Genomic DNA, 19,548 nt, shown 5'->3' with positions numbered 1-19,548 from the left:
CGTTGCGCGGACTGTACGGTCACGCTCCGACGTCTGACAAGACATCCCGTACGGCTGCTTTCGGCCTTTGTGGGCGGCTCCGGTCCTTCCCCGAGGACCCGAGCCGCCCACCGCCCCGCGCCGGCCCCGACCTCACACCTGGGAAGGCGGACGGAACGGGAACGACGCGGGGGACGCCTGGGTGAGGTCGGCGCCGGTGTGGGCGTCGCGTCGGACGGGTTCGGGGCCGTACCAGTCCAGGCACATCACCGTCGCGTCGTCCTTCAGCCGGCCCAGGTTGGCGTCCAGGACCGCCATGGTCAGGGCCTGGGACGCCTCACGGGGGTGGAGTCCGGCGGTGTTCGTGATCAGGGCGGGCAGGTCGAGGGCCCGCGAACGACGGTCCAACATCCCGTCGGTGAGGATGACGAGCCGGTCACCGGGCCGCAGCTCCGCCTCCTGCACCTGGTGGGGGCGCTCGGAGGGGACCCCGAAGGGCAGGTTGATCCGCAACTCGATCTCCTCGACCTTGCCGTCCCGCAGCCGCAGGGGCCAGGGGTGGCCGGCGTTGACGAGGGTGACCCGGCCGTCGCGCAGGCAGACGCGGAGCAGCAGTCCCGTGGCCATCGCGCCACCGCTGTGGTCGAGCATGGCCTGGTGCGCCCGCCGTGCCTGCTCGGCCAGGTCGCAACCCGCCCGGCGGGCGCCCCGCAGGGCCCCGAGCAGCAGGGTGGCCAGCAGCGCGGCGTTCACCTCGTGCCCCATGGCGTCGGTGACGGACAGGTGCAGGGTGTCCCGCTCCACGGCGTAGTCGAAGGTGTCGCCGCCGACGTTGCCCGCCGGCTCCAGCGCCCCGGCCACCGCGAACTGCGCGGCCTCGCACGACAGTGACGACGGCAGCAGGTTGTGCTGGATCTCGGCGGCCAGGCTCAGGGGGGCGGTGCGGCGGCCCCACTGGTACAGGTCGGTGAAGCGGCGGTTGGCGATGACGATGTAGGCCAGGGTGTGGGCGGCACGACTGATCTCCCGCAGCGTTCTGCGGTCCGGGCCGGCCGGAACTCGCACCTCCAACAGTCCGATGGAATCGCCGCGGTTGGTGACCGGGGCGATCACCCGCTGTCCACCGTCCCCGTCGACGGAGTCCGCCAGTCGGATCCGCTGGGTGCGTATCACGTCGCCGTAGACGCTCCCGAACAGCGAGATGCTCTCCACGGCCTCCCCGGCACCGGTCTCGCCCGCTGTGCTCAGCCGTACCACCGACTGTCTCGACAGGTCGGTGATGAGGAACGACACCGACAACGCGCCGAAGCGCCGCCTCAGCTCACGGGCCACCACATCGACGGACTCCACCGGCGGCGCCGCCTCCACCGCCGCGAGGATCCCGGTGTGGGTGCCCCTTCCGGTGTCGTACTCGACTGCCATCCCAACTCCCCTCGCCGGAACCCGTCCGTTCCGGCTCGTCCATGGCGCGCTCCGGACCTCCACCCCGGACGCGGCGCCCCTTGCTGCCTTGCTGCCGCCACCGTGCTCACAGAGCCCGTATGCCCCGGCTTTCCGTTTCGGTGCCCATGATCACCCCATGGAGTCGGTCCGCGACACAACGACCGTCCACGGCGGCGCGGCCGGGCCGCTCGACCGGCCCGCGAAGGGCGACGGGGCCGTTGTCGGGGGCTGTCGGTGCCCCGGTCCATACTCGTTCCCGGCGGTGCCGTGCGGTCGGCGCCGGAACGGAGGACGACGACATGGCCGAGGTGCTGCTCTTCCACCACGTGTACGGACTGACCTCCGGAGTGAGGGAGTTCGCGGCGCGGATCGAGGGGGCCGGCCACGTCGTCCACCTCCCGGACCTGTACGAGGGGCGGGTCTTCGACACCTTCGAGGAGGGCGTCGCCCACGCCGGGGCGGTCGGGTTCGGCACGCTCGTCGAACGCGGGGTGGCGGCGGCCGGGGAACTCCCCGCCGACCTCGTGTACGCGGGCTTCTCGCTCGGCGTCCTGCCCGCGCAGGAGCTGGCCCGGACGCGGCCCGGCGCGAGGGGCGCGCTGCTGTTCCACGCCTGTGCCCCGCTCCCCGAGGTCGGCGGGGGATGGCCTCCGCACGTTCCGGTCCGGATCCACGGCATGGCGGACGACGCGCTCTTCGCGGGCGAGGGCGACCTGGAGGCGGCCCGCGCCCTCGTCGAGGAGGCCGCGGACGGCGAGCTGTTCCTCTACCCCGGCGACCGGCACCTGTTCGCGGACGGCGGCCTGCCCGCGTACGACGAGGAGGCCGCCGAACTCCTCACGGAACGCGTGCTCGACTTCCTCGACCGGGTCGGATAGCCGTCGGGCGGGGGACGTGGGGGCGGTGACCGGAGGATCTCCGTCCGAAGCTGTGCTCCTCCGCCGTGCCGGCACGTTCCACCCGGTGGACCCAGGACCAATGGCCGAGCCCGCCACCGCCCCCCGACAGGGGCGAGTGTCGGCGACGGGCCTTACGCTGAGCCGCATGAGCACACTCGACGACGAGGTCGAGGACCTGGGCAAGGCGGCCTCCACCGCCCCCGTCCTCACCCCGGCCGGTACCACCGAGGCCCCGGAGGTGGACGGGGCGGACGGCGGGGTACTGGGCCGCACCCACCGGGCACTGACCCTGGGCATCGTCACCGTCGTTCTCCTGATCGCCTTCGAGGCGACGGCCGTCGGCACGGCCATGCCGGTCGCCGCGGACCGACTGGACGGCGTGGCGCTGTACGCGTTCGCCTTCTCCGCGTTCTTCACCACCAGCCTGCTGGGCATGGTCACCTCCGGTCAGTGGTGTGACCGCTCCGGCCCGCTGGCGCCGCTGACCTGCGGGATCGGCGCGTTCGCGGTCGGACTGCTGCTCTCGGGCACGGCCACGGCGATGTGGGCCTTCGTGCTCGGTCGGGCGGTGCAGGGCATCGGCGGCGGGCTGGTGATCGTCGCGCTGTACGTCACCGTCAGCCGCGCCTACCCCGAGCGGTTGCGGCCCACGGTGATGGCGGCCTTCGCCGCCTCCTGGGTGATCCCGTCGGTCGTGGGGCCGCTGATCGCGGGGACGGTCACCGAACAGTTCGGCTGGCGCTGGGTGTTCCTGGGCATCCCCGCCCTGGTCGTCCTGCCGATCGCGGTCATGCTCCCGCCCCTGCGGCGGGCCGCCTCCGGGCCGCCGCCCGGCGAGCCGCGCCCGATGGACCGGCGGCTGTTGAGGCTGGCGGTGGCGGTGTCGCTGGGCGCCGGGCTGCTCCAGTACGCCGGGCAGGACCTGCGCTGGGTCTCGCTGGTCCCGGCGGTGGCCGGTGCCGCGCTGATGGTCCCGGCGGCGCTCGGTCTGCTGCCGCGCGGCACGTTCCGCGCCGCGCGGGGGTTGCCGACGGTGGTGCTGATGCGTGGCATCGCGGCCGGCGCGTTCGTCGTCGCCGAGAGCTTCGTGCCGCTGATGCTGGTCACCCAGCGCGGGCTGTCGGTGACCCTGGCCGGGCTCGCGCTGGCGGCCGGCGGCGCCACCTGGGCGCTGGGCTCCTACGTGCAGTCCCGTCCGGTGATGGACGGACACCGGGAGACGCTGGTCCGGATCGGCATGGTGGTGGTGACGGCGGGCATCTCCGCCATACCGCTGGTGCTGGTCGAGGCCGTCCCGGTGTGGGTCGCGGCGGTCGCGCAGGCGACGGGCTGCTTCGGGATGGGCATGGTGATCTCCTCCACGAGCGTGCTGCTGCTGAAGCTGTCCAGGCCGGAGGAGGCGGGCGCCAACTCCGCCGCCCTCCAGCTCAGCGACGGTCTGTCCAACGTGGTGCTGCTCGCCGGCTGTGGTGCCGCGTTCGCCGCCCTCGGCGGCGGCGCGGTGAGCGTGGTGGGCCACGGGGTGGGGGAGGCGGGCGCCGCCTCCCACCCGACGGCGTTCCTGGCCGTCTACCTCCCGGCGGCGGCGGTCGCCCTGGTGGGCGCACTGGTCGCGGGACGGCTGCGCCCGGGGAAGTGAGACCGGGCGCGACCGGACGGGGGCGGGGGCCGGCGAGCCGATCGGCGAACGTCTGCGCCCGCTCCCGGACACAGGTGGTCTGTGACGTGGGTCGCACTCCCGTCCGCCCTCCGGATGTCCCCCGTACGGCGGGTCGAGGGCACCGGTAGGCTGACGCGGTTGCCGATCGCCGAGTCAGTTCAGCGGAGACCGTGACTACCACCACGTCCCACCACCTCTCGCCCGCGTTCCCCGGCCGCGCCCCGTGGGGCACGGCCAACAAGCTGCGCGCCTGGCAGCAGGCCGCGATGGACCTCTACATCGAGAAGCAACCCCGGGACTTCCTCGCCGTGGCGACCCCGGGTGCGGGAAAGACCACCTTCGCGCTCACCCTCGCCTCCTGGCTGCTGCACCACCACGTCGTGCAGCAGGTGACCGTCGTCGCGCCGACCGAACATCTGAAGAAGCAGTGGGCCGAGGCGGCGGCGCGGGTCGGCATCAAGCTGGACCCGGAGTACAGCGCGGGCCCGCTCGGCCGGGAGTACCACGGCGTCGCGGTGACGTACGCGGGCGTGGGCGTCCGTCCGATGCTGCACCGCAACCGCTGCGAGCAGCGCAAGACGCTGGTGATCCTGGACGAGATCCACCACGCCGGCGACACCCGTTCCTGGGGCGAGGCGTGCTTCGAGGCGTTCGAGCCGGCCACCCGGCGCCTGGCCCTGACCGGCACCCCGTTCCGCTCGGACACCAACCCCATCCCGTTCGTCACCTACGCCGAGGACGCCGAGGGCCTCCGCCGTTCGGTGGCGGACTACACCTACGGCTACGGCAACGCGCTCGCCGACGGCGTCGTGCGCCCGGTGATCTTCCTCTCCTACAGCGGCAACATGCGCTGGCGGAGCAAGGCGGGCGACGAACTGGAGGCCCGCCTCGGCGAGCCGATGACCAAGGACGCCATCTCCCAGGCGTGGCGCACCGCGCTCGACCCGCGCGGCGACTGGATGCCCAGCGTGCTGCGCGCGGCCGACACCCGGCTGTCGGAGGTCCGCAAGGCGATCCCGGACGCCGGCGGCCTGGTGATCGCCAGCGACCAGGACTCGGCGCGGGCGTACGCCAAGCTGATCCGGGAGATCACCGGCACCCCCGCGACCGTCGTGCTCTCCGACGACACCGGCGCGTCCAAGCGGATCGAGGAGTTCAGTAACTCCGACGACCGGTGGATGGTGGCGGTGCGCATGGTGTCGGAGGGCGTGGACGTGCCGCGCCTGGCGGTCGGGGTGTACGCCACGACGATCTCCACGCCGCTGTTCTTCGCCCAGGCCGTCGGTCGCTTCGTGCGCTCCCGGCGGCGCGGCGAGACGGCGTCGGTGTTCCTGCCGACCATCCCCATGCTGCTGGGCTTCGCCCACGAGATGGAGGTCGAGCGCGACCACGTCCTGGACAAGCCCAAGAAGGGCGGGGGCGACGAGGATCCGTACGCGGAGGAGGCCGACCTCCTCAAGGAGGCCGAGAGGCAGCAGGACGAGGACACCGGGGAACAGGACCAACTGCCCTTCGAGGCGCTGGAGTCGGACGCGGTCTTCGACCGGGTGATGTACGAGGGCGCCGAGTTCGGCATGCAGGCCCACCCCGGCAGCGAGGAGGAGCAGGACTACCTGGGCATCCCCGGCCTGCTGGAGCCGGACCAGGTGCAACTGCTGCTCCAGAAGCGGCAGGCGCGGCAGATAGCGCACAGCCGCCGCAAACCGGACGCCGAGGCGGATCTGTTGGAGACGCCCGCCGAGAAGCGTCCGGTGGTCACGCACAAGGAGATGCTGGAGATGCGTCGGAAGCTCAACTCGCTGGTCGGCGCGTACTCCCACCAGAGCGGCAAGCCGCACGGGGTGATCCACACCGAGCTGCGCCGGGTGTGCGGCGGCCCGCCCACCGCCGAGGCGACGGCCGGACAGCTCCGGCAGCGGATCGCCAAGGTACAGGAGTGGGCCACCCGGATGAGGTGAGCCGGCGGCCGACGCCTCCGCGTCGGTGGGGGGCCCACGGTGCGGGGTGTCGCCGCGGCGCCTCCCACCGGTTACCGGACGGTAAGCCCGATGGGTGCCGGTGTACACGTCCGTGCGGGGTGCGCATGGCTGTGCGACCGTTCGTCGGGGGTGGGCCGGACCGCTGTGACCTGCGGCTGTACGCAATGCGGATAAACCATGCCAGCGGTGACCGGATTCTGGACAGAGTCTTCCGGGGGGCGGTGACGGTCGCTAAGTTTCGCGTCACGCACACGCCCCGTGGCAACGTCGCCTCGGAGCGCAGCCGGTGCGGCCCGCCAACGCGACCGACGGCTTTCCGGGAACAGCTAGCGAGTCCGCCGACGGGACCGGCGGCGCACCTTCCGGGAGCGGTCGTCGGCCACACACCCGAGGAGGGGGGCGTCGTGACCGCGGAGACATCTCAGACGCTCGACCGGGGACTGCGCGTCCTCAAACTGCTAGCCGACACCGACCACGGCCTGACCGTCACCGAGCTCTCCCACAAGCTCGGGGTCAACCGCACGGTGGTCTACCGACTGCTCGCCACGCTGGAGCAACACTCCCTGGTCCGCCGGGACCTGGGCGGCCGCGCCCGCGTCGGGCTCGGGGTGCTGCGACTGGGGCGACAGGTCCACCCCCTGGTGCGGGAGGCGGCCCTGCCCGCGCTGCGGGCCCTGGCCGAGGACGTGGGCGCCACCGCCCACCTCACCCTCGTGGACGGCAACGAGGCGCTGGCCGTGGCCGTCGTCGAACCCAGTTGGACCGACTACCACGTGGCCTACCGCACCGGTTTCCGCCACCCGCTGGACCGGGGCGCCGCGGGCCGCGCCATCCTGGCCGGCCGCCACCCGGAGCAGGACCTGGAGGACGGATACGTCCTCACCCACGGGGAGTTGGAGGCAGGAGCCTGTGGCGCCGCCGCCCCGCTGCTGGGCGTCAGCGGCATCGAGGGCAGCGTCGGCGTGGTGATGCTGTCGGAGTCGGTGCCGCGGAAGGTGGGGCCGCGCGTGGTGCAGGCGGCGCAGGAGGTCGCCGAGTTCCTGCGCTGACACCCGGCTCCGAGCACTCCGGCCGCGGCCACCCGGTGCCGGGAAGCGGACGCGGTGGTCGGCGCGGGCGGTCGGTTCCGCGTACCGCGCCGCGGTGAACTAGATTCGCTCCCATGCCGGCTCCCACCCCCCGCACCCGGACCCTCGCGGTCTGCGGCACGCTCGTCACCGCACTGCTCGCGGTCGCCGCCCTGGCCCCGCTGCCGTTCTCGGTCGCCCAACCCGGGATCACCGCGAACGTCCTGGGGGAGTACCAGGGGGAGCCCGTCATCACCGTCGAGGGGGACGGCGACCCGGCGGGCGACGACCGGGCCTCGCGGGGCGAGCTGCTGGCGACCACGATCGCGGCGACGGCGCCGGAGACCACCGTGCGACTGGCCGACGTGGTGAGCGGCTGGTTCGACACCGACCGGGCCGTGCTGCCCCGCGACTCCGTCTACCCCGTCGGCGACGATCCCGCGGAGATCGAGGAGCACACCAGCGCCCAGATGCGGGAGTCGCAGGACGTCGCCGTCACCGCGGCCCTGGGCGAACTGGGCCTGTCCGAGGACGAGGTGGAGGTCGAGCTGCGCCTGGCCGACGTCGGCGGTCCCAGCGCCGGACTGCTCTTCGCGCTGGGAATCATCGACAAGATCGACGGCGAGGACCTCACCGGCGGCCGTACGATCGCCGGCACCGGCACCATCGACGCGGACGGCGACGTCGGGCCGGTCGGCGGCGTCCCCCTGAAGACCCAGGCGGCCAAGCGCGACGGAGCCACCGTCTTCCTGGTACCGGAGGCCGAGTGCGACGCGGCGCGGACCGAACTCCCCGACGGACTGCGGCTGGTGCCCGTCACCACCCTCGACGGAGCGCTCGACGCGCTGCGCGCGCTGCGCGACGGGGGACGCGTGCCCGCCTGCTGAGCCCTCCCGGCCTCGCATGAGCCCGCACGGACCCGTATGAACCCGTATGAAAAGGTCGTGCACGGTGGTGGTGGTCCGCACCCGGTGACCGTCGCCGGGCGCCGGAGGGGGCCCGGAGACGGGCCGCGGCCCCGCCGTCAGGGAGGCGGGGCCGCGGGATCGACGGGCGCGGTGCGCGCCGGGCGTCTCAGAGGTTGCCGCGCCGGGCCTGCTCACGCTCGATCGCCTCGAACAGGGCCTTGAAGTTGCCCTTGCCGAAGCCCATGGAGCCGTGGCGCTCGATCATCTCGAAGAACACCGTCGGCCGGTCCTGGACGGGCTTGGTGAAGATCTGCAGCAGGTAGCCGTCCTCGTCGCGGTCGGCCAGGATCTTCAGCTCGCGCAGCTCCTCGATCGGCACCCGGGTCTCGCCGACCCACTCGCCCAGGGTGTCGTAGTAGGAGTCGGGGGTGTCCAGGAACTCCACGCCGGCGGCGCGCATGGCCCGCACCGTGGCGACGATGTCGTTGGTGGCGAGCGCGATGTGCTGTACGCCCGGACCGCCGTAGAACTCCAGGTACTCGTCGATCTGCGACTTCTTCCTGGCGACGGCCGGCTCGTTGAGCGGGAACTTCACCTTGCGCTTGCCGTCGGCCACGACCTTCGACATCAGCGCGGAGTACTCGGTGGCGATGTCGTCGCCGACGAACTCCTTCATGTTGGTGAAGCCCATGACCTTGTTGTAGAAGGTCACCCACTCGTCCATCTTCCCGAGCTCGACGTTGCCCACGCAGTGGTCGATGGCCTGGAAGAAGCGCTGGGAGGGCGGCTCGACGATCGGCTTGGCGGCGGTGAAGCCGGGCAGGTAGGGGCCGTCGTAGCCGGAGCGCTCCACCAGGGTGTGGCGGGTCTCGCCGTAGGTGGCGATGGCGGCGAGCACCACGGTGCCGTGCTCGTCCTTGACCTCGTACGGCTCCTCCAGCCCGGTGGCGCCGTGCTCGATCGCGTAGGCGTACGCGGCGCGGGCGTCCGGCACCTCGATGGCCAGGTCGATGACGCCGTCGCCGTGCGCGGCGACGTGGTCGGCCAGCCACCGTCCGCGGTCGGTGGAGGGCTTGATGACCGAGGTGAGGACGAAGCGGGCGGAGCCCGACTCCAGGACGTAGGCGGCGGTCTCACGGCTGCCGTTCTCGGGGCCGGAGTAGGCCACGAGCTTCATGCCGAAGGCCGTGGAGTAGTAGTGCGCGGCCTGTTTGGCGTTGCCCACGGCGAAGACGACCGCGTCCATCCCCTTCACCGGGAAGGGATCGGCCTGCCGGGCGGTGCCAGGGGTGCTGTGGATGGTCTCAGTCATGGCCGCAGGCTCCCGCTGTTCCACAAGATGCGCAATAGTTCGTGTGGACGCTGAGCACTTTGTACAGTCGTTCTCCGGTGGCTCCGGGCGATCTGTACAGGATGACCACCAGGAGGTGGGTCGTGGGCATCGACGAGCTGGACGGCCGGCTGTTGGAGTTGCTGGCCGCCGAACCGCGCATCGGCGTGTTGGAGGCCTCCCGCCGGCTCGGCGTGGCCCGCGGCACCGTGCAGGCCCGGCTGGACCGGTTGCAGAGCAACGGGGTGATCCGCGGCTTCGGCCCCGACGTGGACCCGGCCGCCATCGGCTACCCGGTCACCGCCTTCGCCACGCTGGAGATCAGACAGGGCCAGGGCGGGGACGTGCGAGCCCACCTGGCGGCCGTCCCCGAGGTGCTGGAACTGCACACCATCACCGGCCGCGGCGACATGCTCTGCCGGCTGGTGGCCCGCTCCAACGCGGACCTCCAGCGGGTGATCGACAAGGTGGTGGGGTTCGAGGGCATCGTGCGGGCCTCGACGGCCATCGTCATGGAGAACCCGGTGCCGATGAGGATCGTCCCGCTGGTCCGCCAGGCCGCCGGGGACACCGACTGACCGGTGGCCGGATCCGGCGGGCGGCGACCGGACGGAGGCGCGCGTCAGGGCTCCGAGTCACCGGCGCGGTCGGCGGCCCCGGTCCCGGGGACGTCCGTACCGCGCGGCCCGGCCACGGCCGTGATCCGGTCGGGCGGGAAGCCCAACAGGCCCAGCAGGGTGACCAGTTCGTCCTGGAGTTCGGTGACGAACAGCTCCCGCTCCCACGGGGTCATGGCGATGTCGACGTCCTCCTCGCGGCGCCGGACGGCGGCGTCCACCCCGCCGACCACCCGCAGGAACAGCGCGAAGGCCGCCGGATCGAGACGCTCCTCCAGCTCCAGGAGGTACCACTCCGCACGCCGGTGGGCTTCGGCCCGGAAATCGTCCTTCGACATGGGGGAATGATGGCGGACACACCGTTCCGGCGGGACGAGTTCCGAAGAACTTTCGGCACATCCGGGGGCGGCCGCGACCCGTGCGGTCCACGGGACCGGTGGGGCGCCCGTCCCCGCCGGGGGCCGGCCCGCGCCCTCGACAGTCACAGCCCCGCCTCGTCCGTCCCGTCCGAGGGAGCCGCCAGCAGTCTCCCCAACCCCTCCTCCAGGCCCAGCCGTTCGCCCTCCCTCCCGGCCGGGACCGCGCGCAGCGTGCGCTCCAACCACGCCGCCACCGGGGCCGCCGGGGCCCGCAGCAGCGCGTCGCCGGTCGGCGAGGAGAGCGCGACGCACACCACGCCCCGCCCCTCCTCCACCGTGGCGGGCCAGACCCGCACGTCGCCCTGCCCGCAGGGCCTCGACAGCCCCTCCGACAACAGCTCGCGGGCGAACGACCAGCGCACCGGGCTGTCGGAGGGGGCGTCGAAGGTGATGTGCACCGCGTACGGGTCGTGGACGTGGTAGGCGAGCCGTGCCGGGACGGCGATGCTCCGCTCCGGGGACAACACCAGGTCCAGTACCAACTCCCGTTCGATGGGGGTCTCCATGCCGTGCGCCCTTTCGTGTGGCGTCTCTTCCGGGATTCTCCCGGCCCGCCAGAGGAGTGGGGACACCGCCCGGACGGCGTGGCGCCCGCCCGACGCGCTACGCGGACCCGGTTCCGTGTCGCTGGAAGGGGGGCGGGTCGCCGGTGGCCGGGGCGAGGGGCGTCCTCTCTCTGGTAGATGTGGACCCAGCGCCCCCCGGTCGTGCGGACCGGCGGGGAGCGGCACACGCCACGACAACGGCCGAGCAGATACGGGACCGTACACATGAGCGCCCCTCCGTCAGCATCCGCCAACGGCAGCCCGGGTCCGGGCTACTATCCCGACCCGTCCATTCCGGGGTACATCCGCTACTGGAACGGCGCCGCATGGGTACCGGGCACCAGCCGGCCCGAGCCCCGCGAGGGCGAGCCGATGCCCCCGGCACCGCCCGGGGTGCGGGTCCGGCAGTCCTCGGAGTCCTCCCCGGCCGCCCCCGCGTCCTTCCCGCCTCCCTCCTCGCCGTCGCCGCCGGGTCCGGCCGTGCCGCGGGAGCGGGAGGAGTCCCCGGCCGAGGAGACGGGGCCGGTCTTCCTGGACGAGGACGGCCCCGAGGACGCCGGGACCGCTCCGGCGCCCCCCGGTCCCGGCCCCGCCGCGTCCGCGCTGCCGGAGCCGCGCGGACGCGGCGAGGTGGACGTCCACCCCGGTGGCCGGTCCGAGCCCGTGAGCGTCTGGCGGGCGGATCCCTCGCGGCAGTCCGGACCCGACGGCGAGCGGGAGGGCCGGGTCTCCTGGGGCGCGGGCACCGCGAACGCCCCGGGCGCCCCCCGGGGCGTCCCGGAACTCGGCGCGGGCCCCGACCCCCGGGCCCTGGGGCCGGGTTCCGACCCGCGCGGCACCCGGGGCCCCGGCGACACGGGCGGCACGGCGGACCGGGACGGCGCCGGCGACGTGCCCGTCCAGGGGGACGGGACCATGCGGATGCGCCCCGTACGTCCCGCCGGCGGTGGGGACACCGTGGGGCTGCGCCGTCCCGAGGCCGCCCCGCCCGCTCTCCCGGCCCAGGGCGTTCCCGCGCCGAACGCTCCCGCGCCGAACTCCCCGGCGTTCGTCGCACCGTCCCCGGCGGCTCCCGCGCCGGGCGTCCCCGCCCCCGCGCCGGGCGTCCCCGCCCCCGCGCCCGCCGTGAACACCCCCACGCCGGGCGATCCCGCGCAGCCCTCGTGGACGCGGCAGGTACGCGAACTCGCCCAGCGCGCGCCGTCCCCCGCCGCCCCCGCACCGAACGTTCCCGCGCCCGCGGCGAATCCCCCCGCGTCCACCCCGGGGCTGCCGCCGCAGCCCGGGCGGCCGGGCGGCCCCGACGGGGTGACGCCCTGGCGCCCCCCGGCCGACGACCCCTTCCTGCGGGCCGCGCGGCAACAGGCGCGCCCCGCCGGGCTCGGACGACGGCTGGGCGCGCGGCTCGTCGACGGCCTGCTCACCGTCGCGGTGACCGGGGCGGTGGCCTTCCCGTTCGTCGGTCCCACTGTCGACCACTTCCGCGAGCGGGTGGAGGAGGTCGAACGGGCCGGAGTGACCCGCCAGGTGTGGCTGGTCGACGGCACCACCGGCGTCTACCTGGCGATCGTGCTCGGCGCCTTCCTCCTCTTCGGCCTCCTCTACGAGGTGCTGCCCACCGCGCGCTGGGGCCGTACGCTCGGCAAGAGACTGTTCGGCGTCACGGTGCTCGACATCGAGGGCCAGGACACCCCCTCGTTCGGGGCCGCGCTGCGCCGCTGGTTGGTGTACGGCGTGCTCTCCCTGCTGGCGGTCGGTGTGGTGAACGTCCTGTGGTGCCTGTTCGACCGGCCGTGGCGGCAGTGTTGGCACGACAAGGTCGCGCGCACCTTCGTCGCCCGCGGTTCGGGAGAGACGGGCCTGACCGGCTGACGGGCCGTCCGGCCGGTGGATCGGACCCTGTCCCGTCCGCCGGGGGTGGGGCCGGACCTCCGGTGAACGCCCCCTGGTCCACTGTCCGGTCCGCCGCCCGGTCCGCTGCCCGGTCCGCCGTCTGACCCGCCGTCGGTCTTCCGCCGGTGCGCGGGGGGCGCACGGAGCCGTGTCGCAGCCCCGGCGTTCACCGCCGAGCGGGCAGGAGTGTCCGGAATCCGTAGCTGGATGGTCGGCCACCGTACTTGTGTGGCGTGTTCAAATCAAGGTCTGTTTTTTCGCTCTTCGCTCGTGTCGAATGCCTCCACACGTGTGGACACACGTGCCATGGCCATGCATGGGGAGGGCAATACCTAGTGAAGAGCCAACGGAGGACCATCAGATCCGCCGCACTGGCCACGACGGTCGCCGTCATCGGTGCGACCTTTCTGACCGCGGGCACTGCCTACGCCAGTGAGGGAACCGCACCCGACGGCCGCGACCCGGCCGCGGCGGAGCACAGTGACCACGCCAAGGACAAGGGTCACCGGCACGGCAAGACCAAAGACGGCAAGCACGTGGCCCACGACCTGCCCGGTCCGCTGACCAAGAAGCAGCGTTCCCAGCGGCTCGCGGCCCTTGAGCGCCTGGCCTCCGGTCAGAAGCCCGTGACCAAGAACGGCACCAAGGTCATGAAGCTCGGCGACGAGAAGTACGTCGAGATGGAGCAGACCAAGACCGACAAGATCTTCACGATCCTGCTCGAGTTCGGCGACAAGATCGACCCGAGGTACGGCGGTACCCCCGGTCCGCTGCACAACCAGATAGCCAAGCCCGACCGCGAGCAGGACAACACCACGCTCTGGAAGGAGGACTTCAGCCAGGAGCACTTCGAGGAGATCTACTTCGGAGAGGGCGAGGGCTCGCTCAAGACCTACTACGAGACCCAGTCCTCCGGGAAGTACTCCGTCGACGGCATGGTCTCCGACTGGGTCAAGATCGACTACAACGAGGCCCGCTACGGCAACAACGCCTGCGGTCAGAGCACCTGCAACACCGTCTGGGACGCCGTCCGCGACGGCGTGAACCAGTGGGTCGAGGACCAGAAGGCCGCCGGCCGCACCACCGAGGAGATCAAGGCCCAGCTGGCCGAGTACGACCAGTGGGACCGCTACGACTTCGACGGTGACGGCGACTTCAACGAGGCCGACGGCTACATCGACCACTTCCAGTTCGTCCACGCCGGCGAGGACGAGTCGGCCGGTGGCGGCGCGCAGGGCGAGGACGCCATCTGGGCCCACCGCTGGTACGCCTACGGCACCGACTACGGCAGCACCGGGCCGGACTTCAACAAGGCCGGCGGCACCCAGATCGGCGACACCGGCATCTGGGTCGGCGACTACACCGTGCAGCCCGAGAACGGCGGCCTGGGCGTCTTCGCCCACGAGTACGGCCACGACCTCGGCCTGCCGGACCTGTACGACACCGCCGGCGGTGAGAACTCCACCGCCTTCTGGACCCTGATGTCGTCCGGTTCCTGGCTGAACAACGGCAAGGACGCCATCGGCGACTGGGCGGGCGAGATGACCGCCTGGGACAAGCTGACGCTGGGTTGGCTGGACTACGAGACGGCCAAGGCCGCCACCAAGTCCGTCCACAAGCTGGGCGTCTCGGCGAAGCAGGGCAAGGACCCGCAGGCGCTGATCGTCGAACTCCCCGAGAAGGAGGTCACGACCACCGTCGTCGAGCCCGCCGCCGGCTCCAAGCAGTGGTGGAGCGGCAGCGGTGACGACCTGCGCAACTCCCTGACCCGCACCGTCGACCTGACCGGCGCCTCCGCCGCGTCGCTCGACCTCAAGGGCTGGTGGGAGATCGAGGCCGGGTACGACTACCTCTACACGCAGGTCTCCACCGACGGTGGCGCCACCTGGACCGCCCTGGACGGCACCAGGAACGGCGAGGCCATCGGCCGCGACGCCAGCGGTGCCCCGGCCCTGGACGGGGAGTCCGGCGGCTGGGCCGACCTCTCCTTCCCGCTGGACGCCTACGCGGGCCAGGAGATCCAGCTCCGCTTCCACTACCGCACCGACGGCGGCGTCGCGGAGAAGGGCTTCACGGCCGACGACATCACCATCACCGCCGACGGCGAGGCGATCCTCACCGACGGCGCCGAGGGCGACGACAACGGCTGGACGGCGACCGGCTTCTCCCGCATCGGGGAGTCGTTCACCAACTCCTACCCGCAGTTCTACATCGCCGAGAACCGGCAGTACGTCTCGTACGACAAGACGCTGAAGACCGGTCCGTACAACTTCGGTTGGCAGAACACCCGCTCCGACTGGGTCGAGCGCTACTCGTACCAGAACGGTCTGCTGATCTGGCTGTGGGACACCTCCCAGCTGGACAACAACACCAGCGTCCACCCGGGTGAGGGTCTGGTCCTGCCGATCGACGCCCACCCGGAGGCGGAGAGGTGGTCGGACGGGACGCTGATGCGCAACCGCATCCAGTCCTACGACTCCACCTTCAGCTGGTTCCCGACGCGGGGCATGACCCTGCACAAGAACGGCGAGCCCACCAAGATCGACTGGAAGCTGGGCAAGCCCGTCTTCGACGACCGCAAGGGCACCTACTGGGACCCGGCCAACCCGACCGCGAGCGTGAAGGTGCCCGACACCAACACGCGGATCACCATCCTCGGCCAGCCGCTGCACGGCAGGACGATGACGGTCATGGTCGGCCCCTCTTCGCGGAAGTGATCGACTTCTCCATCGATCGTTGAGGTCGACCGACAGCCGGCCGGTCGCCGCCCCTGCTGGGCGGCGGCCGGCCGCGTCGTGAGCGGGTATCGTTCCGCACCGGCCGGCCCCTTTGCGGGCGTGATGTATAACGGGGGAGTGGTGAACATGGCAGGTGGTGGTTGGACACGGCTGCCGGACGGCAGCGTGGTCGTGGCCCTCTCGGTGCCCCGGCCCGGAGACGGCGGCCGGCGCGTCCGCTTCCTGGTGCACGCGGCCAACCGCGCCCGCGCCCTGACCCGGCTGCGGAACCTGGGGCTGCGCGCGGTCTACCTGCGCGGCAACACCGAGCCCCCCACCCCCGACGAGATCACCGCCGTGCTGCACCACCCCGACGGCCTGGTCTGGCGCCCGGCGCCCGGGGAAGGCGGCGCAGGAGGCGACCGCACCGACGACACGGGCGGCTTCTGGCGGCCCGTGGGCGCCCTGCGCCGGGCCCCCACCGGCTGAGCGGCCCCCGGTGCGCCGGCCCCTCGGCGTCCGAGGGCCCGTACCGCCTCGTGAGCCCCTCCGCGCCCCCGACCGCCCCCTCCCGGCCCCGACGCCCCGGAGGGCGCGTACGCCCCTCCCAGGGCCCTCCAGGGGTGCTTCCGCCGCCCCGGACGCGTCAGGCGCTCCGGACCACCGGCTCGCCGGACAGTTCCACGCCCGCCTCGCGCATCTCCTCCAGGGCCCGCTCGGTGGTCGGCGCGGCGACCCCGGCCGTCATCCCGAGCAGCACCCGCGTGCGGAAGCCCTCGCGCGCCGCGTCCAGGGCGGTGGCGCGGACGCAGTGGTCGGTGGCGATGCCGACCAGGTCCACCTCCGTGACGTCCCGGGAGCGCAGCCACCGGGCGAGCGCGGTGCCGTTCTCGTCCTTCCCCTCGAAGCCGCTGTAGGCCGCGGCGTACGCGCCCTTGTCGAAGACCGCGTCGATGGAGCCGGAGGCCACGGCCGGGGCGAAGTTCGGGTGGAACCCCACGCCCTCGGTCCCGGCCACGCAGTGCGCGGGCCAGGAGTGGCGGAAGTCGGGGTGGTCCGAGAAGTGGTCACCGGGGGAGACGTGGTGGTCACGGGTGGCCACCACGTGGCGGTATCCGGCGGTGGTCTGCCCGACGAGGTCGGTGATGGCCGCGGCCACGTCGGCGCCTCCGGCCACCGCGAGGCTGCCGCCCTCACAGAAGTCGTTCTGGACGTCCACGACGATCAGTGCCCGGTGCATGACGCACACCTTTCCGCTGGATGGTGGGTGGGGGGTCGGCGATGGTTCGATGTGTGTGGTGCGGGGCCGGCGTGGCGGACGCCGGGCGGCCCCGTGTCCGACCTTAGACACCCGACGTCCGCTCCGGGAGACGCGCGGCCGGCCCGCGCGCCCCGTCGCCCCGTGCCGTCCGGTTCAGCCGGAGACGTACTCGGTGGGCAGCACCGGCTCGCCGCGCGAGAGCTGCGTCGCCGACAGCGGGAGTCCGTCCCGGGCCCGCACGTGCCGCTCGCGGGCCGCCTCCAACCGCTCGCGCGCCACGACCTCGCCGCCGCGCACCAGGTCCACCAGGAGCTGGTGCGCGGCCAGTTCCTCCGGTACCTCGCCGGTGCCCACGACCTCGGCCTCCGCCATGCCGTCCGCGTCCGGGCGGCGCGCGGCCCACTTGACGCCGCCCACCGACAGCTTCCCGCCCATCGACTTCTTCGCCACCGGTCGCAGCGGGGCGTCGGGGGCGTCGGAGTCGGCCCGGGCCACCAGTTTGTAGACCATGGCGGCCGTCGGATGGCCGCTGCCGGTGACGAGCTGGGTGCCCACCCCGTAGGCGTCCACGGGGGCGACGGCCAGCGAGGCGATGGCGTACTCGTCCAGGTCGCTGGTCACGACGATCCTCGTGTCCCGGGCTCCCAGCTCGTCGAGCTGCTGCCGCACCCGGTGGGCGAGCAGCAGCAGGTCGCCGGAGTCGATGCGGACGGCGCCCAGGCCCGGCCCGGCCACCTCCACGGCGGTGCGCACGGCCTCGGCGACGTCGTAGGTGTCCACCAGGAGCGTGGTGCCGGCGCCCATGGACTCCACCTGCGCGGTGAAGGCGTCGCGCTCGGTGTCGTGCAGCAGGGTGAAGGAGTGGGCGCTGGTGCCGACGGTGGGAATGCCGTAGCGGAACCCCGCGGCCAGGTCGGAGGTGGAGGAGAAGCCGCCCACGTACGCGGCCCGGGCCGCGGCCACCGCCGACAGTTCGTGGGTGCGTCGGGCGCCCATCTCGATCAGCGGGCGGTCGCCGGCGGCGACGGCCATCCGGGACGCGGCGGCGGCGACGGCCGAGTCGTGGTTGAGGATCGACAGGATGACCGTCTCCAGCAGCACGCACTCGGCGAAGGAGCCCTCCACGCGCATGATCGGCGAGCCGGGGAAGTAGACCTCGCCCTCGGGGTAGCCCTTGATGTCGCCGCGGAAGCGGTAGTCCGCCAACCAGGCCAGGGTCGGCTCGTCCACCACGCCCCGCTCGCCCAGGAAGCGCAGGATCTCCGGCTCGAAGCGGAAGTTCTCCACCGCGTCCAGCACCCGCCCGGTGCCCGCCACCACGCCGTAGCGGCGCCCCTCGGGCAGTCGGCGGGCGAAGACCTCGAAGGCCGAGCGCCGATGGGCGGTCCCACCGCGCAACGCGGCCTGGACCATGGTGAGTTCGTAGTGGTCCGTGAAGAGCGCGGTCGACGGCACGGCGACCGGCAGGCCCAGGTCTGCTGTGTTCATGGTGAGGATGGTACCCCTTATCTCGTCAGTTTGACGATATCTGGTGGCGCGAACGCCCCGGAACACGCCGGACACCACCGAGGGGCCGTTTGCGCCACCACCCCGTGCGGGTGGCAGCATGGACCCGTGAGCGACGACACACCCAGGACGGTGACGCCCCCCGCCGTGGCGGCGCGGCCGCGCGCCGCGGGCCGCGTACCCGGCCCGCGTGCCGCCCATGTGGTGGCCGCTGCCGCCGCGGCCGGTGCGTCGGCCGGTGCGTCGACCGGCGCGGTCCTGGCGTCGGTCGCCCCCACCGAGATCACCCGCCCCGCGTCGGAGGAGGAGGTCCGTCCGGTCTCCGAACCGGACGTCCCCTGGGTGACGGTCGTCCACAACGACCCGGTGAACCTGATGAGCTACGTGACCTACGTGTTCCAGAGCTACTTCGGGTACCCGAAGGAGAAGGCCAGGAAGCTGATGCTGGACGTCCACAACAAGGGGCGCGCGGTCGTCTCCAGCGGGACCCGCGAGGAGATGGAGCGCGACGTGCAGGCCATGCACGGGTACGGCCTGTGGGCCACCCTCCAGCAGGACCGCTGATGGCGGGGCTCTTCGAACCCGCGACCGGCGTGCCCGGCGGCGCCGCCGTCGCGCTCGACGAGGTGGAGATCTCCATCCTGCGCAGCCTCGCCGTGCAGCTCCTGGAGCTGGTCGGTCCGGGCCCCGGGGCCGAGCCGGCCGAGGGCGAGGAGCGGGATCCGCTGGCCGAGCTGATGGCCGACGGCCCCACCGAGCCCCCGTCCGATCCCGCCCTGGCCCGGCTCTTCCCCGACGCCTACGGGGGTCCCGGTGTCGAACGGGACGAGGAGACGGCGGCCGCGGCCGCGGAGTTCCGCCGCTACACCGAGAACGAACTGCGCGCCCGCAAGCGCGAGGACGGCCTGGCGGTCGTGCGGGCCCTGGACTCCCTCACTCCGGCCGGCGACGGGGGAGCGGTGCTGACCCTCGCCCCCGAGCAGGCGCGGCAGTGGCTCGGCACGCTCAACGACCTGCGGTTGGCGATCGGCGCACGCCTGGAACTCGCCACCGACGAGGACGGGGACGAACTGTACGCGCTGCCGGACGGCGATCCGCGCAAACCGATGGCGATGGCGTACCTGTGGCTGGGGGCTCTGCAGGAGTCCCTGGTGCAGACGCTGATGTTCTGAAGCGAACACGCTCGGTAGTCAGAAGGGTTCGGTATTCGGACGGTGCGTGCGCGTGTGCGTGCGTTACGTCCTTTTTGGTTGGTTATCTTCGTTCGTGATCCGACCGTAATATGGACATGTGATCTGCATCACATTTTACTGGTAGCGCAGCGT

At 72.7% G+C, this 19,548-nt stretch carries 17 protein-coding genes; 11 read left to right on the top strand and 6 right to left on the bottom strand.

Annotated elements, in window-relative coordinates; all coding sequences use genetic code 11:
* Window positions 1-132: 132 nt before the first annotated feature.
* Window positions 133-1,401 (bottom strand): PP2C family protein-serine/threonine phosphatase, encoded by a 1,269-nt coding sequence (locus F0L17_RS08910; RefSeq protein WP_155070652.1) that lies wholly within the window; start codon window positions 1,399-1,401, stop codon window positions 133-135.
* 320 nt (window positions 1,402-1,721) lie between these two features.
* Between F0L17_RS08910 and F0L17_RS08905 the strand changes: the two genes are divergently transcribed.
* The 5 genes from F0L17_RS08905 (at window position 1,722) to F0L17_RS08885 (ending at window position 7,914) form a co-directional block, all read left to right on the top strand.
* The gene (locus F0L17_RS08905; RefSeq protein ID WP_155070651.1) at window positions 1,722-2,300 is read left to right on the top strand and encodes a dienelactone hydrolase family protein; all 579 of its coding nucleotides are present in this window, start codon (window positions 1,722-1,724) and stop codon (window positions 2,298-2,300) included.
* A 166-nt stretch (window positions 2,301-2,466) separates the two neighbouring features.
* A complete protein-coding gene (locus tag F0L17_RS08900; protein WP_155070650.1) occupies window positions 2,467-3,960 on the top strand; it encodes an MFS transporter in 1,494 nt (497 codons plus the stop codon).
* Between the two features lie 191 nt (window positions 3,961-4,151).
* On the top strand, window positions 4,152-5,939 hold the full coding sequence (locus F0L17_RS08895; protein ID WP_162465977.1) for a DEAD/DEAH box helicase family protein: 1,788 nt from the start codon (window positions 4,152-4,154) through the stop codon (window positions 5,937-5,939).
* Between the two features lie 425 nt (window positions 5,940-6,364).
* Window positions 6,365-7,009: a helix-turn-helix domain-containing protein gene (locus F0L17_RS08890; RefSeq protein ID WP_162465976.1), complete on the top strand. Its 645-nt coding sequence runs from the start codon at window positions 6,365-6,367 to the stop codon at window positions 7,007-7,009.
* A 113-nt stretch (window positions 7,010-7,122) separates the two neighbouring features.
* Window positions 7,123-7,914 (top strand): S16 family serine protease, encoded by a 792-nt coding sequence (locus F0L17_RS08885; protein ID WP_155070649.1) that lies wholly within the window; start codon window positions 7,123-7,125, stop codon window positions 7,912-7,914.
* A 187-nt stretch (window positions 7,915-8,101) separates the two neighbouring features.
* Here the strand turns inward: F0L17_RS08885 and hppD are convergent, their stop codons facing one another.
* Window positions 8,102-9,247: a 4-hydroxyphenylpyruvate dioxygenase gene (gene hppD, locus F0L17_RS08880; protein WP_155070648.1), complete on the bottom strand. Its 1,146-nt coding sequence runs from the start codon at window positions 9,245-9,247 to the stop codon at window positions 8,102-8,104.
* 101 nt (window positions 9,248-9,348) lie between these two features.
* Between hppD and F0L17_RS08875 the strand changes: the two genes are divergently transcribed.
* Window positions 9,349-9,843 carry an Lrp/AsnC family transcriptional regulator gene (locus tag F0L17_RS08875; RefSeq protein ID WP_155070647.1) on the top strand — a complete coding sequence of 165 codons (495 nt, stop codon included), beginning with the start codon at window positions 9,349-9,351 and terminating at the stop codon, window positions 9,841-9,843.
* A 44-nt stretch (window positions 9,844-9,887) separates the two neighbouring features.
* Here F0L17_RS08875 and F0L17_RS08870 read toward each other — a convergent pair whose 3' ends face one another.
* Window positions 9,888-10,220, bottom strand: a complete 333-nt coding sequence (locus F0L17_RS08870; protein ID WP_155070646.1) for a hypothetical protein — start codon at window positions 10,218-10,220, stop codon at window positions 9,888-9,890.
* A gap of 143 nt (window positions 10,221-10,363) precedes the next feature.
* On the bottom strand, window positions 10,364-10,807 hold the full coding sequence (locus tag F0L17_RS08865) for an SsgA family sporulation/cell division regulator (RefSeq protein WP_155070645.1): 444 nt from the start codon (window positions 10,805-10,807) through the stop codon (window positions 10,364-10,366).
* A 264-nt stretch (window positions 10,808-11,071) separates the two neighbouring features.
* Here F0L17_RS08865 and F0L17_RS08860 point away from each other — a divergent pair, with 264 nt between their 5' ends.
* The 3 genes from F0L17_RS08860 to F0L17_RS08850 all read left to right on the top strand — a co-directional run bounded on the left by F0L17_RS08860 (window position 11,072) and on the right by F0L17_RS08850 (window position 15,945).
* Entirely contained in the window at window positions 11,072-12,718 is a 1,647-nt protein-coding gene (locus F0L17_RS08860) for an RDD family protein (protein WP_155070644.1), read from the top strand.
* A gap of 356 nt (window positions 12,719-13,074) precedes the next feature.
* Window positions 13,075-15,456 carry an immune inhibitor A domain-containing protein gene (locus tag F0L17_RS08855; protein WP_162465975.1) on the top strand — a complete coding sequence of 794 codons (2,382 nt, stop codon included), beginning with the start codon at window positions 13,075-13,077 and terminating at the stop codon, window positions 15,454-15,456.
* Between the two features lie 147 nt (window positions 15,457-15,603).
* Complete coding sequence (locus tag F0L17_RS08850; RefSeq protein WP_155073363.1) at window positions 15,604-15,945, top strand: hypothetical protein; 342 nt, start codon at window positions 15,604-15,606, stop codon at window positions 15,943-15,945.
* A gap of 157 nt (window positions 15,946-16,102) precedes the next feature.
* Here F0L17_RS08850 and F0L17_RS08845 read toward each other — a convergent pair whose 3' ends face one another.
* Window positions 16,103-16,696, bottom strand: coding sequence for an isochorismatase family protein (locus tag F0L17_RS08845; protein WP_155070643.1), 594 nt, complete (start codon window positions 16,694-16,696; stop codon window positions 16,103-16,105).
* A 174-nt stretch (window positions 16,697-16,870) separates the two neighbouring features.
* Window positions 16,871-18,205: a nicotinate phosphoribosyltransferase gene (locus tag F0L17_RS08840; RefSeq protein ID WP_155070641.1), complete on the bottom strand. Its 1,335-nt coding sequence runs from the start codon at window positions 18,203-18,205 to the stop codon at window positions 16,871-16,873.
* Between the two features lie 276 nt (window positions 18,206-18,481).
* Here F0L17_RS08840 and clpS point away from each other — a divergent pair, with 276 nt between their 5' ends.
* Window positions 18,482-18,787, top strand: coding sequence for an ATP-dependent Clp protease adapter ClpS (clpS, locus tag F0L17_RS08835; protein ID WP_155073362.1), 306 nt, complete (start codon window positions 18,482-18,484; stop codon window positions 18,785-18,787).
* Complete coding sequence (locus F0L17_RS08830) at window positions 18,787-19,395, top strand: DUF2017 domain-containing protein (RefSeq protein WP_155070640.1); 609 nt, start codon at window positions 18,787-18,789, stop codon at window positions 19,393-19,395. The genes clpS and F0L17_RS08830 overlap by 1 nt, the downstream gene beginning before the upstream one ends.
* Window positions 19,396-19,548: the final 153 nt, after the last annotated feature.

Source organism: Streptomyces taklimakanensis (assembly GCF_009709575.1).
Lineage (GTDB): Bacteria > Actinomycetota > Actinomycetes > Streptomycetales > Streptomycetaceae > Streptomyces > Streptomyces taklimakanensis.
The sequence above is the reverse complement of the archived record's forward strand: the minus strand, read 5'-3'. Positions and strand labels throughout refer to the sequence as shown.

Coding starts and splice junctions, on each gene's coding strand:
- F0L17_RS08910 (WP_155070652.1), bottom strand. CDS start 1,401: ATGGCAGTCGAGTACGACACCGGAAGGGGCACCCACACCGGGATCCTC.
- F0L17_RS08905 (WP_155070651.1), top strand. CDS start 1,722: ATGGCCGAGGTGCTGCTCTTCCACCACGTGTACGGACTGACCTCCGGA.
- F0L17_RS08900 (WP_155070650.1), top strand. CDS start 2,467: ATGAGCACACTCGACGACGAGGTCGAGGACCTGGGCAAGGCGGCCTCC.
- F0L17_RS08885 (WP_155070649.1), top strand. CDS start 7,123: ATGCCGGCTCCCACCCCCCGCACCCGGACCCTCGCGGTCTGCGGCACG.
- hppD (WP_155070648.1), bottom strand. CDS start 9,247: ATGACTGAGACCATCCACAGCACCCCTGGCACCGCCCGGCAGGCCGAT.
- F0L17_RS08875 (WP_155070647.1), top strand. CDS start 9,349: ATGACCACCAGGAGGTGGGTCGTGGGCATCGACGAGCTGGACGGCCGG.
- F0L17_RS08870 (WP_155070646.1), bottom strand. CDS start 10,220: ATGTCGAAGGACGATTTCCGGGCCGAAGCCCACCGGCGTGCGGAGTGG.
- F0L17_RS08865 (WP_155070645.1), bottom strand. CDS start 10,807: ATGGAGACCCCCATCGAACGGGAGTTGGTACTGGACCTGGTGTTGTCC.
- F0L17_RS08860 (WP_155070644.1), top strand. CDS start 11,072: ATGAGCGCCCCTCCGTCAGCATCCGCCAACGGCAGCCCGGGTCCGGGC.
- F0L17_RS08850 (WP_155073363.1), top strand. CDS start 15,604: ATGGCAGGTGGTGGTTGGACACGGCTGCCGGACGGCAGCGTGGTCGTG.
- F0L17_RS08845 (WP_155070643.1), bottom strand. CDS start 16,696: ATGCACCGGGCACTGATCGTCGTGGACGTCCAGAACGACTTCTGTGAG.
- F0L17_RS08840 (WP_155070641.1), bottom strand. CDS start 18,205: ATGAACACAGCAGACCTGGGCCTGCCGGTCGCCGTGCCGTCGACCGCG.
- F0L17_RS08830 (WP_155070640.1), top strand. CDS start 18,787: ATGGCGGGGCTCTTCGAACCCGCGACCGGCGTGCCCGGCGGCGCCGCC.